Origin of the sequence: Nocardia sp. NPDC050710 (assembly GCF_040654375.1) — a bacterium.
Classification (GTDB): Bacteria; Actinomycetota; Actinomycetes; order Mycobacteriales; family Mycobacteriaceae; genus Nocardia.
Genome location: NZ_JBFAHV010000015.1, coordinates 69,811 through 85,978 on the forward strand (window position 1 = coordinate 69,811; position 16,168 = coordinate 85,978).

Here is a 16,168-nt window from a genome sequence, read left to right on the forward strand (position 1 = left end):
CTGACCCATGTCCGATCGGGCGAATGACCTCCCCCCGCAGGGGTTGGCCGGCGCTCCAACCGGTATCCGCCATTACGCGGGTACCGGTCTTTTCCTTTTGAACACTGTTGACTCAACCGCATCGTGCGCGATGATCTAGCCTATGGCCCAGATCACTGCCCGGAACCTGTTGCGCACCTGCCCGCTGTGCGAGGCGGTGTGCGGACTCGAGATCACCCTCGACCCCGATGATCACGTCACATCGGTGCGCGGCGACAAGCAGGATCCGTTCAGCGGGGGCTTCATCTGTCCCAAGGGCGCCAGCCTCGGACACCTCGACGAGGATCCGGATCGGGTGACCGAACCGTTGATCCGGGATCGCGCCACCGACACCTGGCGCACCGCGTCATGGGACGAGGCATTCGATTACATCGCAGCGCGGTTTCCGGCGATCGTGGCCGAGCACGGAAAGCAATCGGCGGCCCTGTATCTGGGCAATCCGAATGCGCACACCGTGGCGGGCACACTATACGTTCCGGTGCTGACCAGGGCGCTGGGCACCAAGAATATCTATTCGGCGAGCACCGCCGATCAGATGCCCAAGCAGGTGGCCAGCGGCCTCATGTTCGGGGATCCGCTGACGGTGCCGGTGCCGGATCTGGATCGCACCGACTACCTGCTGATGCTGGGCGCGAATCCGCTGGAGTCGAATGGATCACTGTGCACCGCACCGGATTTCCCGGGGCGCCTGAAGGCACTGCGCCGGCGCGGCGGGCGGTTCGTCGTGGTCGATCCGCGGGTCACCCGTACCGCGAAGCTCGCCGACGAACACCTGTTCATCCGACCGGGCAGCGATGCCTATCTGTTGTTCGGGATCGTGCATACGCTCCTGACCGAGCAGCTGACCGATATTCGCGTCGAGGTCGAAGGCCTGGACGAGTTGCGCGCGGCCGCCGCGGAATTCACCCCGGATGTGGTCGCGGCGCGAACCGGCGTGCCCGCGGAGACGGTACGCCGGATCGCTCGCGAGCTGGCGGCCGCGCCGACGGCGGCGGTGTACGCGCGCATCGGCACCTGCACCGCCGAATTCGGCACCATCACCCAGTGGCTGGTCGAGGTCGTCAATGTGCTGACCGGCAATCTGGATTCGCCCGGCGGCGCCATGTTCGCCACCGCCGCGGCGGGCGGAATCAACCGCACCAAACCGTTCCGGACCGGACGCTGGACGAGCCGGGTGCGCGGTCTGCCCGAGACAATGGGCGAACTGCCGGTCGCCACGCTGGCCGACGAGATCCTGACCCCGGGTGCGGGGCAGATCCGGGCCGCGGTCGTCGTCGCGGGGAATCCGGTGCTCTCCGCGCCGAGCAGCGCCCGTTTGAACGAGGCGTTCGCGGGGCTGGAGTTCATGGTCAGCGTGGACCGCTATGTCAACGAGACGACCCGGTACGCCGATGTGATCCTGCCGCCGCCGCGGCCGCTTCAGTCCCCGCACTACGACTTCGCACTGCTGCAATTCGCGGTGCGCAATTACGCCAGGTACTCCCGTCCCCTGGTGCCGCTCGGTGATCGGCCCTCCGAGGCGGGGGTGCTCGCCCGGCTCGGCGCGGCACTGACCGGCCAGCCGCATACCGGCGATCCGCTCGCCGCGCTGGACGAGATGATCATCGCGGGCACCTTGCACAAGGCCGGGATACCGGATCGGCGGCCGGAACTGCGTGGCGCCGACAGCACCGAGCGGCGCATCGACATGATGTTGCGGCTCGGGCCGCACGGCGAATGGAACGGCGGCACCTTGAATCTGCAGGTGCTGTTGGACAATCCACACGGCATCGATCTCGGCCCGCTACAACCCCGGCTGCCGGGCGTGCTGCGGACCGCGTCGAAGCGGGTCGAGCTGGCGCCGCCGCAGTTGCTGGCCGATGTCGAGCGAATGCGGGCCCGCCTCGTCGACGCCGCACCGGAGTTCGTGTTGATCGGACGACGCCACCTGCGTTCCAACAACAGCTGGATGCACAATGTCGCGACACTGGTCAGCGGCTCGAATCGGTGCACGCTGCAGATCAACCCGGTCGATGTCGAGCGGCTCGGACTCGGACAGGAGGCCGTGGTGAAGTCTGCCGCGGGCATGCTGACGGTGCCGGTGGAGCCGACCGAGACCATCATGCCGGGGGTGGTCAGCCTGCCGCACGGCTGGGGCCACACCGACAGCGCGCAGTCGGTCGCCAGGGCGCACGCCGGGGTCAATGCCAATGTGCTGACCGATGATTCGGTCATCGACGCGCCGTCGGGCAACGCGGTGTTCAATGGTGTTCCGGTGACCCTGATTCCGGCCTGATCCGAAACATCCAGTCCCCTTTATTGCTTCGCCGACCGGACAAAATATTCCGGCCGGTCGGATTGGAGCAAACTTGTGGAAACCCTTGCGCTAACTCGACATTCGGTGCATTCTCAACATGGATTTCGTAGCTATGCCCGGCTCATTCCACTAAAATGGACTGGATTTCGGTCAAAGTCATAGGTTCAACGTCGAACCTGTCATCCGGATTCCGGCTACCCGAGGGGGCTCAGTTGCCCGGTACGCGTTATGGCAGTGACGGCGAACACGAACTGCAGGACAGGTACGGCACGCAAGACCGGGCCAGCCGCTTCTACGCGGATCAGGTGCTCGATCGACTCAATCCGGAGATGATCGAATTCATCGCCAGGATGGAGATGGCGTTCATCGCCACGGCCGATAAGCACGGCGAATGCGACAACAGCTTCCGCGCGGGGCTGCCCGGATTTCTGCACGTCATCGACGAACGCACACTTGCTTATCCCGAGTACCGCGGCAACGGCGTCATGGCCAGCCTCGGCAATATCCTGGAGAATCCCCACGTAGGCATCCTGCTAATCGATTTCGTGCGCGATCTCATCGGCCTGCACATCAACGGCTCGGCCCGCATAGTCGACGATGTCGCGCTACGCCGCTGTGTGCCCGAGCTGCCTGCGAACGTGAAGGGCCGCGCCGCCGAATGCTGGGTGGTGGTGGATGTCGAAGAGGCCTACATCCACTGCCGCAAACATATCCCGCACCTGGTGCCCGCCAAGCGCGAACAGCGCGACTGGGGCACCGACAATGTGCGCGCCAAGGGCGGTGACTACTTCGGCGCGAAGGCCGGGCGGCGCGAGGACGCCGATGCCACCGCGCCCGCCCTGGCACACCACTGAGCGCACCGTCGTCCTCGCGGAGACCGGGAACCGGGTAGGTGACGCACGCCGAAGCGATACCGGCTCCCGGCCTCCGCCGGGGCGACGGGCTCAGTGGATCTTGAAGATGACCGCTCGTTGCACGACGAAGTTGATAACGGTGGCGGTGCCCTGTGCGACGACGAAGGCCACCGTCAGCTGCCACGCCTGTTCACCCAGCCAATTGACCATCAGCTGGTTGAGGCCGACCTGGACGCCGAAGGTAGTCGCGTAGAGGGCGACCACCGCGAGGAAGCGGGCCCGGCTCGGCGGCGCCTGGAAGGTCCAGCGCCTGTTGATCAGGTAGGCGGTGGTGGTGCCCGCGACGAAGCTGATGGCCTTGGCCCCGCTCGTGGGAAGCCCAACCACGATCTTCAGAAACAGATATAGCCCGTAGTCGACAACGGCCGATAACCCACCGGTAACGGTGAACCGGATGATCTGCGTCTTCAGGTCGACATTCGTGCTGTCGTCGACACAGCGCTCCCGGGGCCCTTCGTGGTTACGCAAGCTGCCTCCTGCGGGCCCGTCGCTCGCGCTGGCCGGCTCGTCGACCGGCGGCAGTTCCGCCGGAAGCGGGAGGTGGGGTTCGGCTGACACGGCCATGAGCTTAGTGGCGAGAGATAGATCCCATACTGGCGAGTACGGCGACATCGGCCCGATGTTCGTTGATACCTGTAGCCTCTATGCCGATGTCCACGAAAGCTTCGACCCCCACCACGACAACCGGTGACAGCGAGTCCGCGTACGCACTGCCCACGCGGACTCGGGCGTTGACCGGGTGGGGTCGCACCGCAGCAACCTCCGCCGAAGTGCTCTCGACCAGCGATCCGGAAGTGATCGCCAAGGCAGTAGCCATGGTCGCCGAGGACAATGACGGCAAGCCCGCCCACCTGCGCCGCGGCGTGATCGCGCGCGGGCTCGGCCGCTCCTACGGCGACAACGCCCAGAACGCGGGCGGCCTCGTCGTCGATATGACCGCGCTGAACAAGATCCACCGCATCGACCGGGACACCCGGATCGTCGATGTCGACGCGGGTGTGAATCTGGATCAGCTGATGAAGGCCGCCCTGCCGTTCGGGCTGTGGGTCCCGGTCCTGCCCGGCACCCGCCAGGTCACCATCGGCGGCGCCATCGGCTCCGATATCCACGGCAAGAACCACCACAGCGCGGGCAGCTTCGGCAATCACGTGCGCTCGATGGATCTGCTCACCGCCGACGGCACCGTGCAGCACATCACGCCGCGCAAGAACGCCAAACTCTTCTGGGCGACCATCGGCGGCTGCGGCCTGACCGGCATCATCCTGCGCGCCACCATCGAGATGACGCCGACCGAGACCGCGTACTTCATCGCCGACGGCGACGTCACCCCGACGCTGGACGACACCATCGCCTTCCACAGCGACGGCTCCGAGGACCGCTACGAATACAGCTCCGCCTGGTTCGACGCGATCAGCCCCGAGCCCAAGCTGGGCCGCGCCGCCATCTCCCGCGGCAATCTGGCCAAGGTGGATCAGCTGCCGAAGAAGTTGCAGAAGGATCCGCTGCGGTTCAACGGCAGGACCTTCCTGACGCTGCCGGATGTCTTCCCGAACGGGCTGGCCAACAAGTACACCTTCACCCCGATCGGCGAGCTCTGGTACCGCAAGTCCGGCACCTACCGCAATAAGCCGCAGAGCCTGACGGCCTTCTACCACCCGCTGGACATGCTGGGCGAGTGGAACCGCGGCTACGGCTCCAACGGCTTCCTCCAGTACCAGTTCGTGGTGCCGCCGGAGTCGGTGGATGAATTCAAGCGGATCATCGTCGACATCCAGCGGTCCGGGTTCTACTCGTTCCTCAACGTTTTCAAGCTCTTCGGGCCGGGTAATCAGGCACCGCTGAGCTTCCCGATGCCGGGCTGGAACATCTGCGTCGACTTCCCGATCTCCCCCGGACTCAACGAGTTCGTGACGGATCTGGACCGCCGAGTGCTCGAATTCGGCGGGCGGCTCTACACCGGTAAGGACTCGCGCACCACCGCCGAGACCTTCCACAAGATGTACCCCCGGATCGACGAGTGGATCAAGATCCGCCGAAGTGTCGACCCCACAGGCGTTTTCATGTCCGATATGGCGAGAAGGCTGGAGCTTCAGTGATCAATGCCGTAGGCAACCCGCAGACCATCCTGCTGCTGGGCGGGACCTCGGAGATCGGCTTGGCGATTTGCTCGGAGTACCTGAAGAAGGGATCGGCGCGGATCATCCTGGCCGCGCTGCCGGGCGATCCGCTGCGCGAGGAAGCCGTTTCCCAGATGAAGGCCGCCGGCGCGAGCCAGGTCGATGTCATCGACTTCGACGCGCTCGATACCGATAGCCATCCGAAGGTCATCGACGCGGCCTGGGACGGCGGCGACGTCGATGTGGCCATCGTCGCCTTCGCCCTGGACGGCGACCCCGAAGAGCTGTGGCAGAACCAGCGCAAGGCCGTGCAGGTCGCCGGAATCAACTACACCGCGGCGGTGTCGGTCGGTGTGCTGGTCGGCGAGAAGATGAAGGCGCAGGGCTTCGGGCGGATCATCGCCATGTCCTCCGTCGCCGGTGAGCGGGTGCGGCGCTCGAACTTCGTCTACGGGTCGACCAAGGCCGGTCTGGACGGCTTCTACCTCGGCCTCGGCGAAGCGCTGCGCTCCTACGGCCCGCGCGTGCTGGTGATCCGGCCGGGCATGGTGCGCACCAGGTTCTCCGCGCACGTCAAAGAGGCTCCGCTCACCGTCGAGAAGGAAGATATCGCGGCGCTCGCGGTTTCCGCGTCACAGAAGGGCAAGGAGCTCATCTGGGCACCCGGCGCCTTCCGCTTCGTGATGATGATCCTGCGCCACATCCCGCGCCCGATCTTCCGCAAACTCCCCATCTGAGCGACGTCGAGCCGCTGCGAGCGCGGTCCCGCCAGGTAGCCTTGTGCTCGTGACGGCGGCCTTCGACGATATGGATTTCAGCGAGCTGGTCGGCCTGTTGACCGAAGAGGAGCGACAGGCGCTTCGTCCTGTCGTTCTGCGACTGGTCGCCAGCCATGGCCACCATGTTGTCTCGGAGCAGCAAGAAGCTCCCCGGCGCCGCCTTTCCTTCGTGGGTTCCGTCGAGGCCGCGCCGGACTTCGCATCGACCTCTCAGTCGGTTCTCCGGCGCGAGCTCGGCGGGAACGAGTGATCGAAGAGTCGCTCGCACGACATCGCTGATGCACCGGTCGATACCATCGTCGGGGCTCCGCTGCCGCGGATGCCGCGGTACACGGCTGTTCTGCGCGATGACGGATGGAGTTAACCGTTGGGCACCACCACCCTGACAGAGCCAGAGATCTCCTCTCTCAGCACCGGCGGGCGGACGCCGGTGCTGGCCCGGCGCATCGGGTCCGGGATCGCACAGGCGGTGCTCGCGACTCTGGTGGCCGTCGCGGTGGCCGCTGTGGGGCTGGTCGCGTTTTCGATGGTGGACTGGCCCGCGTTCAACTCCTCGAACGTGACCCGGGCCTTGACGACCGTCGGGCAGGTCGGGGCGGCGATCATGTTGGTGGCGGCCATCGCACTGATTCGCCTGCGCAAGTGGCCGTGGTTCGCGAAAGTGCTTTCCTGGGCGGGGATTTCGGCGTTCGTCACGGTGACGCTCGGAATGCCGCTGGCCGCGACCAAGCTGTATCTGTTCGGGGTCTCGGTGGATCAGGAGTTCCGCACCGAGTATCTGACGCGGCTCACCGACAGTGCCGCGCTGCGCGATATGACCTACATCGACCTGCCGCCGTTCTATCCGGCCGGGTGGTTCTGGGTCGGCGGACGTGTCGCGAATGTGCTGGGTATGGACGGCTGGGAGGCCTTCAAGCCGTATGCGATCGGCTCGCTCGCGGTCGCCGCGGTACTCGCGCTGGTGCTGTGGTCCGAGCTGATTCGCGCGGACTGGGCCGTCGGGGTGACGGCGGCGACCACCGCGGTCGCCATCACCTTCGCCGCGCCCGAGGCCTACAGCGCCGTGATCGTCCTGCTGCTGCCGCCCGCGCTGGTACTGGCCTGGGGCGCACTGTATCGGCCCGCCGAGCGGAGCGTCCGGGTCGGCGAAAGCTCCGCCGACGATGGCGCATCGGACGCGAAGCGCGCCTCCGGGTCGGCCGGATCGAGCGGCGACGGCGGGTCCCGGGCGGCGACCGCGGGCGGTTGGGGCGCGGTCGTCGGCACCGCACTGTTCCTCGGGCTGGCCGCGACGTTCTACACCCTCTACTTCCTGGTCGCCGCGTTCGCCATCGGATTGATGGGGCTGCTCGCGGCCTGGCTCGCGGTGCGGGAGCGGCGGGCCGCGGCGGGCTCGGGCGGTGCGGGTCCGGTGTGGCGGGCCGCGCTGCCGCCGCTGGTGCGGCTGGTCGCGATCGGCGTGATCTCGGGTGTGATCGCGCTGATCGTCTGGCTGCCCTATCTGCTGAAGGTGCTCGGCACCAAGACAGCGAGTTCGGGGACCGCGCTGCACTATCTGCCGCAATCGGGTGCCGAACTGCCGCTGCCGATGGCGGAATTCTCGCTGCTCGGCGGGTTGTGCCTGATCGGCACCGTGTGGTTGGTGGTGCGCGCGGGATCCTCGCGGCGGGCGCAAGCGCTCGGCATCGGGGTGGTGGCGATCTACCTGTGGACGCTGCTGTCGATGCTGGCGACCGCGGCCGGAACCACTCTGCTGTCGTTCCGTTTGGAGGCGCCGCTGCGCGTTCTGCTGGCCGCGGCGGGTGCGTTCGGTTTCGTGGAGGGTGCGCGCGCGATCTACCGGGCCTTCGACGAACCGAGCCGATTCCGGGCCGCGGTCGTGGCGTTGGCCGTTATCGGCGCGCTCGCCTTCAGCCAGGACATCCCTCATGTGCTGGCTCCGGAGATCACCACCGCCTACACCGATACCGACGGCAACGGGCAGCGCGCCGATAAGCGCCCGCCTTCGGCGGTGTCGTACTACCGCGAGGTGGATGCGGCGCTGCTGGCGCGAACCGGGCGACCACGTGACGAAACAGTGGTGCTGACCGCCGACACCAGCTTCCTCTCCTTCTACCCGTACTTCGGATTCCAAGCCCTGACCTCGCACTACTCGAACCAGCTCGCGGACTTCGCCGGTCGCGCCGCCACCATCAAGGGGTGGAGCGAACTGGACTCCTCGACCGCGCTGCGCGAGGCGCTGGCCGCCTCCCCGTGGCGCGCGCCCGACGCGTTCCTCTTCCGCCGCAGCGGCGACAACTACACCCTGCGCCTGGCCGAGGACGTCTACCCCAACGATCCGAACGTCAAGCGCTACACCGTGGCCTTCCCGAAGAAGCTCTTCGCCGATCCCGCCTTCACCGCCACCGATATCGGACCGTTCACCCTGGTCACCGTCGAGCGATAGTCCGGGCCACCGCGACCCCGAAGGTGGTTTATGCGCCATCGGAGGTCGAGCGCGGCGATTCGGGAACAGCCTCGTCGGCCCTGCCGCACGGACCGGCGGTAGCCCGCAGAGGATCTCGTAGCCGCGGTCACAGGATGCGATGGCTAGCATGAACCCCCGTGCGACCGGACCGATCGACTCCAGCGTTCAACCGCTACCGCCTGATCGCCCTCGTCTCCGGGCTTCTCGGATTCGTGCTGGCGCTGCTCACACCGCTGCTGCCGGTGCGACAGGACCAGGCCACGCTGGACTGGCCCCAGGCGGACAAGAGCACCAGCGTCGAAGCGGCGCTGGTGTCGTATGAGCCACTGCGGTTCACGGCCACGCTGCCGTGTTCGATGCTGACCAGCGCCGCGCAGCCCGGCGGTCCGGCCGAACCGGGAACACGGCAGCCGAGCGACGGGACCGAACCGGGCGCCGCGGCCGAACCCGGTGCGACCACCCAGCAGAGCGCGAAGTCGCACACACTGCTGTCGACCATTCCGATCGCCTCCGGCAACGCCGCGACCAAGGGCCTGGTCGTCTCGGTCGCCGACGGCACCCTCTCGGTATTGCAGCGCGATATCCCGTTGCTCGCCGCTCCGGTCGAGGAGATCGGCGGTTGCACCGCGATCGTCCTCGACTCCACCGCGGCCGCGACCACCGTCGAATTCACCGGGGTACGGCGCAAGGACGGCACCCCGTTCCGCAATACGCTGCCGCGGGATATCCGCCCACAGGTCGCCGGCATCTTCACCGATCTGACCGCCGACCAGCTCGACGGCGCCCGAGTGCACCTCGATATCGACTCGCGCTTCTCCTCGACGCCGACGGTCCTGAAGCTGATCGCGATGGTCGCGGCGGCGGTCTGCACGATTATCGCGCTGATCGCGCTGCACCTGCTGGACACCTCCGACGGCCGCCGGGCCCGGCGCTTCCTGCCCGCGCACTGGTGGCGGTTCGGCCCGGCCGACGGCGTGATCCTCGGCATCCTGGTGCTCTGGCATGTCATCGGCGCCAATACCTCCGACGATGGCTACATCCTGAATATGGCCAGGGCGTCGGAACATTCGGGCTATATGGCCAACTACTACCGGTGGTTCGCGGTCCCGGAGGCGCCGTTCGGCTGGTCCTACGAGGTGCTGGCCTGGATGACGAAGGTCTCCGACGCCAGCCCGTGGATGCGGCTGCCCACGCTGGCTGCCGGGGTGGTGTGCTGGCTGGTGATCAGCCGTGAGGTGCTGCCTCGCCTCGGCGCCCGGGTGCGCCGTGACATGGTGGCGCTGTGGACGGCCGGCTTGGTCTTCCTCGCCTTCTGGCTCCCCTACGACAATGGTCTGCGCCCGGAGCCGCTGATCGCGGCGGGCGCACTGCTCACCTGGTGCTCGATCGAACGCGCCATCGCCACCGGCCGCCTGCTTCCCGGCGCGATCGGTGTGCTGATCGCCGGGTTCTCGCTGGCCGCTGGGCCGACCGGGCTGATCTGTATCGCCGCGCTGATCGCCGGATCGCGGCCGGTGCTGGAGATCATCGTCAAGCGGGCGCAGGGCGCGCTGCCGCGGCAGATCGCGGCGGACGCGCACGCGTCCGGTGGCGAGCCGGATTCCGAGACCGCGGCGCGACCGCCCGCACGGATCGAGTCTGCGTCGCGTGGTGGCCTGTTCTTCCGCTACGCGGCGCTGCTGGCGCCCGGACTGGCCGCCGGAACCCTGGTGCTGATCGCGGTTTTCGCGGACCAGACGCTGGCCACCGTCATGGAGGCGACCCGGGTCCGCACCATCGTCGGACCCAATGTGGCCTGGTTCGATGAGCGGACCCGGTGGGATTCGCTGCTGATGCTCTCCCCGGACGGGTCGCTGGCGCGGCGCTTCGGCGTACTGCTCATGCTGTTGTGTCTGCTGGTCTGTGTGCTCCAGGTGCTGCGCAAGGGACGCATTCCCGGCACCTCCCGCGGACCGTCGGTGCGCATCCTCGGCATCGTTTTCGCGTCGCTGCTGCTGATGATGTTCACGCCGACCAAGTGGACGCACCACTTCGGTGTGTACGCGGGTCTCGCCGGTTCGCTGGCCGCGCTGGCGGCGGTCGCGGTGGGCAGCGCGGGTATTCGCTCACCGCGCAACCGGGCGCTGTTCGCGGCCGCGGTGCTGTTCTTGCTGGCGATCACGTTCACCGGCTCCAACGGCTGGTGGTACGTCTCCAGCTACGGCGTGCCGTGGTGGGACAAGGCGCCGTTGATCGCCGGTAAGGGCCTGTCGACGCTGTTCCTCGGACTGAGCGCGGCGGCACTGCTGTGGGCGATCTGGCTGCACTATCGCGAGCCGTACCGAAAGCCCGCCGCCCCGGGCCGTTTCGGCCGGTTCGCGTCGGCGCCGCTGACCATCGCGGCGGCGCTCCTCGTGCTGTTCGAGGTGGCGTCGCTGGCCAAGGCGGCGCTCACCCAGTACCCGGCGTACTCGATCGCGAAGTCGAATGCCGAATCGCTGGGCGGTGATTCGTGTGCGCTCGCCAACGAGGTACTGGTGGAGGCCGATACCGCTGATTCACTGCTGCTCCCCTACACCGGCGCCCCCGCCGACGGATTGTCCGAGAAGTCGAAGGGTTTCACCCCGAACGGGGTGGCGGCCGACCTCACCGCCGATGCGGAGGAGACGGTGACGGGCGGTGCCAACTCCATCGACAAGGACTCCGCCAATAAGACCACCAAGACCACCGGCGCCGGCACCGGGGGCGGCACCAGCGCGCAGGCGGGTATCAACGGCAGCACGATGGCGCTGCCGTTCGGTCTCGACCCGGCGCGTACCCCGATCATGGGCAGCTATCAGGAGGGTGAGCAGCGACAGGCCGAGCTCACCTCACAGTGGTACCGGCTCGATCTGACCGACAGCATGCGCAACGACCCGGCCTACCGGGTGCTCGCGATCACCGCCGCGGGCCGGATCAGGTCCGTCGACGCGGACGGCGTACTCACCTACGGCCAGGAACTACACCTGGAGTACGGCGTTCGCGGCGGCGACGGCGAGGTGACGAAGCTCGGCGCGGTCGACCCGCTCGATATCGGGGGCGCCCCGTCCTGGCGCAACCTGCGGGTGCCGCTCGACCAGCTGCCCGCGGAGGTGAACGCGGTGCGCCTGGTCGCGGTCGACAACGACATCACCCCCAAACAGTGGCTGGCCGTAACGCCGCCTCGGCTGCCCCGGCTGTCCACCCTGAATTCGGTAGTCGGCTCACAGGATCCGGTGCTGCTCGACTGGCATGTCGGCCTCGCCTTCCCCTGCCAGCGGCCCTTCGACCACCACAACGGCGTGGCCGAGGTCCCGAAGTGGCGCATCCTGCCGGACCGGGTCGGCTCCGACGCCTCCAACGCCTGGCAGGACGATATCGGCGGCGGTCCGCTCGGCTGGACCGGTCTGCTGTTGAAGTCCGAGACCGTCCCCACATATCTGGACCACGACTGGTCCCGCGACTGGGGTTCCCTCGAGCAGTTCACGCCGTATGACCAGGCCGCCGATCCGGCCACCATCGACGTCATGGTCGTGCAGCGCAACGGCTGGTCGAAGCAGGACCCGATCCGGGTCCGGTAACGATCGACCGAACCGCAGCCACGTGCTGAAGCTCGGTCGTCAGTGCGGCCATCGGGTCCCAGACCGTGCCCTTCGGACCGAAGTTTCGCGCTCTGCCGATCAGTGCACTGTGGCATGCCTCGTGAGTATTGCGCCGCACGAACCGACCAGCATTGGGGCGGAATGCGAATTCCACTGATACAGTACGCGTTTCGCTCAGGTGACAGCTCAGTAACCGATGATCGGAATGCCGGACGAAGCACCGGCTCGGACCGTAATGTAGTGCGCTATGACAGGAGCCTTCGATGACATGGATCTGCGCGATCTCGTCGATCTGCTCACCGACGAGGAGAAGCGCGAGTTACGCCCGGCGGTGCTGCGGGTGTTGGGACGTCTGCCCTCCCAAGAGGTGCTGCGCCGGGAACTCGGGCGGCGCATGCTGAACGTGTGACCTCCCGCGACGACGCGTCGGCAGACGCGCGCGGCCGCCTCCTCCGCTTGCCCTCGTTCACTCCACGACATCCCGCGATAAACAAATCTCGCGATAAGCAACAGGGCCGTAGCGTCATTCGACGCTACGGCCCTCCTACTTTCGTCCCGAGCTAGAACACCCGTAGCTGACCCGGGGACCACCAACCCGAACGATTCGTGGTGTCCGTATCCAGCTTCGCCGGTGTGGCGTTGCGGTACTGGTCATAGCGTTCCAGCGAACCCCAGTCCCGGGCCCAGTCGTTCTTCAAGTAGGTCGGCACCGTCGTCGACTTCGCCAGCATCTGGGTGAACCCGAGCGGCCCACCGAATTCCTCGGCCTGCCAGGTGTTGGTGGAGCTGATGGCGAGCGGCCGGTCCGGCAGGATGCGGTAGCCCGGCACCTCGGCGACACCATTGCGGTGATCGAACGGACGCTGGCAGGGGAATTGCAGGCCGACGGCCCAGTCCAGCAGCACCGGCTGGTCGGAGCCGATGTAACTGTTGAGGGACTTCAGTTTCGGCATGCGCGGCGGGGTGAACGCCAGCCACTGGTCGCCGATCAGGATCGGATCGTTGGCGACGATGCGGACGGCATCCGCGTCGGCGGCGATCTCGTCGAGCGGGATCCGCAGATTGCGCCAGGACGGGAACGGGCCGATATCACGCGGCAGGTAGTTGCCGAGCGGCTCGACGCTGCCATCGGGCAGGCGCTTGCCGTAGTCGACGGTCAGCGACTGGCCGTATTTCATCGAGCCGGTGTCGTCCAGGGACAGGATGCGCCCTGCGGCGGAGATGACCACCAAAGGCTTGTCGTCGGAGCGCGGCTCGAGCTGGTACCAGCTGGAGGTCAGCCGTGCGGGCTGCTGCACGCCGTTCTGGTAGCTGCCCATCACCGGAGTGGTCGCCGGGTCGAGCCCGAAGGGCAGGGCCACGGTGCTGCCGTTGACGCCCTGCGCGCCCTGACCGCCACCGGTACCCGCGCTCTCACCCTCGGCGAAGGCGGCGCCCACCGACTGGGTGGAGGTGTTGCCGGTGCCCGGCTTCACCTCGACGGTGTCGGCGGACAGATCGTCGGGCACGCCGTTGGCGTCGAAGCCGACCGGGTCGATACCGGCCAGCGGGTCGCCGTTCGTCGGCGGATTGACCGGATCGATGATCGGCCGCAGCCTGCCGCCGTTCGGGTCCGGTTCCACCAGTACGTCATTGGCGAGACCGCAGGAATTGCCGCCGAGCGCGTCGAAATTCGAGCGGGCCAGCGAGTACGCCGGATACTGCGAGTAGGCGCCCTTGACCAGTGAGAGCACTTCCAGCGCCACCATCAGCGCGGCGACCACGGTCAGCGGGATCGCGGCGAATTTGCGGATCCGCTTGCCGCGCGCCGACTTCGGCGAGGCCTCGGGCGCGACGTACTCCTCACGCAGGGCGGACCAGGCCACCAGTGCGAGCGCGGCGCCGAACAGGATCAGCATGACCGTATTCGACTGGTAGCCGTGCAGTGAGATGCGCTTGTCGAACCACGGCACGCCGAAGCTGGAGACGTACCAGTAGCCGTTGATACCCGAGAAGGCGATCGCGAGCACGAAGAGCAATCCGGCCAGGAAGATGGCCCGGTTCTTGCGGGCCCGCAGGGCCGACGCCGATACCGCGACCGCGGTGACCGCGGCCAGCGAACCGGCGATACCCGCGTACGCGCCGAAGTGGTGCGTCCACTTGGTCGGGTTGAACATCATGAAGAAGATGGTTCCGAAGACGACGCCCATCAGCCGCCAGGTCGGACCGCTGGCGATGCCGGGCACCTGCCTGCGCCGCAGCAGCACCAGCATGGTGGTGAACAGGCACAGCAGCATGGTCAGGAAGGCGAACCGGCGCGAGAGCGAGCCGTCCACCGTCTCCACGAACAGGTAGTAGTAGCGCAGGTAGTCCTCGTACCAGGCCAGATTCGGGCCGGTAGCCTGCCGCACCCGGTTGGCCTCCTGAATGCCCGCGAACGTCTGATCGCTGTAGACGACCGTCAGGACGAGTAGACCGGCCGCCGCGATGGGTGCGAGCAGCGGCAACGTGCCGTGCTGACGGTGCCTGCGCACCACGATCTTGACCAGCGGGCGGATACCGGCGAGCAGCGCCGCCACACACATCAGGCCGGTCGGCGCCGCGGCCAGCGTGAACGCGGCGACCAGCACCGCGACCGCGGCGGGCAGCAGCCGCCCGGTGGCAATCGCCCGCTCGATGGAGACCCAGGTCAGCAGCGCGCCGAGCGCCACGATCGGCTCCGAGCGCAGACCGTTGTCGAAGGGCAGCCAGAAGGCCAGGAACACCAGACCACCGGTCCAGAGCGCGACCCTGCTGGTGCGCACCCCGCGGCCGAGCCGAGGCACCACCTCGCGACTGATGACCATCCAGCAGAGGATCGCGCAGGCCAGCGCGGGCAGCCGCACCCACGGGCTGGCGGTGGAGATCTCCGAGAAGACCTGGATCACGTAGTAGTACCAGCCGAACGGCGCCTCCGGCACGCCGTACCAGCGGAAGTAGTTGGCCATATAGCCCGCGTGCGGGGCCACCCGCACCATGCTCAGGATGTAGCCGTCGTCGGAGGTGTTGGCGCCGACGAAATGCCATGCCAGCAGCGTGCCGACCACCGCGCCGTCGGTCCAGGTCGGCTTCAGCCAATGGGCGGGCAGGAACCGCCGGTGCCCGCGGCCGTCACTGCCGTCGAGCCTGGCCAGCGCGGCGAGCGCGATCAGCGTGCAGAGCACGGCCACGATCATCGCCACCAGCTTGATCAGGGTGGGGGTGGAGGTGAAGCGGGTGTCGATGGTCATGTCGAACGACAGCCCGGCGGGCACCGCGCCCTTGAGATCGGTGAAGACACCGACGACCTGCGGCCGCAGATCACCGCTCAGCTGGCCCTCGACCGGCACCCGGACGCTTTCCTCGGCCCCGGGCGCCCCGCCCTGAACCGGCCGCTCGACGGTTTTGGTCAGGCCGGTGAATTCGGCGCGGGTGCGCTGATCGTCCGAGGTGATCGCGATCGACGAGCACCGCCCCATCTCCGACCGCTCGGCGGACGCCACCACCGCATTGCGATCGACCACATCCACCGAGGTCTCCGAGACCCGGACGAACATCGCCTCCAGGGCGGCTCGATCCCCCTGGGGCGGCGCGGTGGCCAGCAACATGCCGCCCTGCGCCGGCAACGCGTCCACCGCGCTACACGGAATGGTGGCCTTCAGTGTGGTGGGCACCTGCGACATCAGCGGTGCCTGCACATTGCCGAGGGTGCCGCCCTGCGGCCAGTTCAGCACCGCTGTGGTCTGGCTGACCGGCAAGAACGGCGTTGCCAGTGCTAACAGCGCGCCTATCAATCCGGTGACCAGCGCGATGATGCGCGCGGTCCGGAAATCGCGGGATGCGACCGCCGGGGCGGGGGTCGGCTTCGTAAGGACAGCTGTAGCGGCGTCGGGCACGGTTCGCAATGCTAGCGGCACGCGTGTCCGTCGGCGTGGTGTGTCTGCGCAAGTCATGCCACCC

10 protein-coding genes are annotated in these 16,168 nt (G+C 67.4%); 8 read left to right on the forward strand and 2 right to left on the reverse strand.

Annotated elements, in window-relative coordinates:
- Nucleotides 1-142: 142 nt before the first annotated feature.
- The gene (locus tag AB0H61_RS23860) at nucleotides 143-2,314 is read left to right on the forward strand and encodes a molybdopterin-dependent oxidoreductase (protein ID WP_357308038.1); all 2,172 of its coding nucleotides are present in this window, start codon (nucleotides 143-145) and stop codon (nucleotides 2,312-2,314) included.
- Between the two features lie 233 nt (nucleotides 2,315-2,547).
- Complete coding sequence (locus AB0H61_RS23865; protein ID WP_357308040.1) at nucleotides 2,548-3,189, forward strand: pyridoxamine 5'-phosphate oxidase family protein; 642 nt, start codon at nucleotides 2,548-2,550, stop codon at nucleotides 3,187-3,189.
- A gap of 90 nt (nucleotides 3,190-3,279) precedes the next feature.
- Here the strand turns inward: AB0H61_RS23865 and AB0H61_RS23870 are convergent, their stop codons facing one another.
- Nucleotides 3,280-3,813 (reverse strand): GtrA family protein, encoded by a 534-nt coding sequence (locus AB0H61_RS23870; protein ID WP_357308042.1) that lies wholly within the window; start codon nucleotides 3,811-3,813, stop codon nucleotides 3,280-3,282.
- Between the two features lie 86 nt (nucleotides 3,814-3,899).
- Here AB0H61_RS23870 and AB0H61_RS23875 point away from each other — a divergent pair, with 86 nt between their 5' ends.
- The 6 genes from AB0H61_RS23875 (at nucleotide 3,900) to AB0H61_RS23900 (ending at nucleotide 12,620) form a co-directional block, all read left to right on the forward strand.
- Nucleotides 3,900-5,345, forward strand: coding sequence for an FAD-binding oxidoreductase (locus AB0H61_RS23875; protein ID WP_357308043.1), 1,446 nt, complete (start codon nucleotides 3,900-3,902; stop codon nucleotides 5,343-5,345).
- Nucleotides 5,342-6,103: a decaprenylphospho-beta-D-erythro-pentofuranosid-2-ulose 2-reductase gene (locus AB0H61_RS23880; protein WP_357308045.1), complete on the forward strand. Its 762-nt coding sequence runs from the start codon at nucleotides 5,342-5,344 to the stop codon at nucleotides 6,101-6,103. Before AB0H61_RS23875 ends, AB0H61_RS23880 begins: the two co-directional genes overlap by 4 nt.
- A gap of 49 nt (nucleotides 6,104-6,152) precedes the next feature.
- Entirely contained in the window at nucleotides 6,153-6,395 is a 243-nt protein-coding gene (locus AB0H61_RS23885; protein WP_357308047.1) for a hypothetical protein, read from the forward strand.
- Between the two features lie 183 nt (nucleotides 6,396-6,578).
- Complete coding sequence (locus tag AB0H61_RS23890) at nucleotides 6,579-8,591, forward strand: galactan 5-O-arabinofuranosyltransferase (protein WP_357308336.1); 2,013 nt, start codon at nucleotides 6,579-6,581, stop codon at nucleotides 8,589-8,591.
- 158 nt (nucleotides 8,592-8,749) lie between these two features.
- Entirely contained in the window at nucleotides 8,750-12,190 is a 3,441-nt protein-coding gene (locus AB0H61_RS23895; protein ID WP_357308049.1) for an arabinosyltransferase domain-containing protein, read from the forward strand.
- A gap of 268 nt (nucleotides 12,191-12,458) precedes the next feature.
- A complete protein-coding gene (locus AB0H61_RS23900) occupies nucleotides 12,459-12,620 on the forward strand; it encodes a hypothetical protein (RefSeq protein WP_357308051.1) in 162 nt (53 codons plus the stop codon).
- A gap of 151 nt (nucleotides 12,621-12,771) precedes the next feature.
- Here the strand turns inward: AB0H61_RS23900 and AB0H61_RS23905 are convergent, their stop codons facing one another.
- A complete protein-coding gene (locus AB0H61_RS23905) occupies nucleotides 12,772-16,104 on the reverse strand; it encodes an arabinosyltransferase domain-containing protein (RefSeq protein ID WP_357308053.1) in 3,333 nt (1,110 codons plus the stop codon).
- Between the last annotated feature and the right edge of the window lie 64 nt (nucleotides 16,105-16,168).

Bases quoted from the DNA above. Each gene is read 5' to 3' on its own strand.
- AB0H61_RS23860 (WP_357308038.1), top strand. From the start codon at position 143: ATGGCCCAGATCACTGCCCGGAACCTGTTGCGCACCTGCCCGCTGTGC.
- AB0H61_RS23870 (WP_357308042.1), bottom strand. From the start codon at position 3,813: ATGGCCGTGTCAGCCGAACCCCACCTCCCGCTTCCGGCGGAACTGCCG.
- AB0H61_RS23875 (WP_357308043.1), top strand. From the start codon at position 3,900: ATGTCCACGAAAGCTTCGACCCCCACCACGACAACCGGTGACAGCGAG.
- AB0H61_RS23900 (WP_357308051.1), top strand. From the start codon at position 12,459: ATGACAGGAGCCTTCGATGACATGGATCTGCGCGATCTCGTCGATCTG.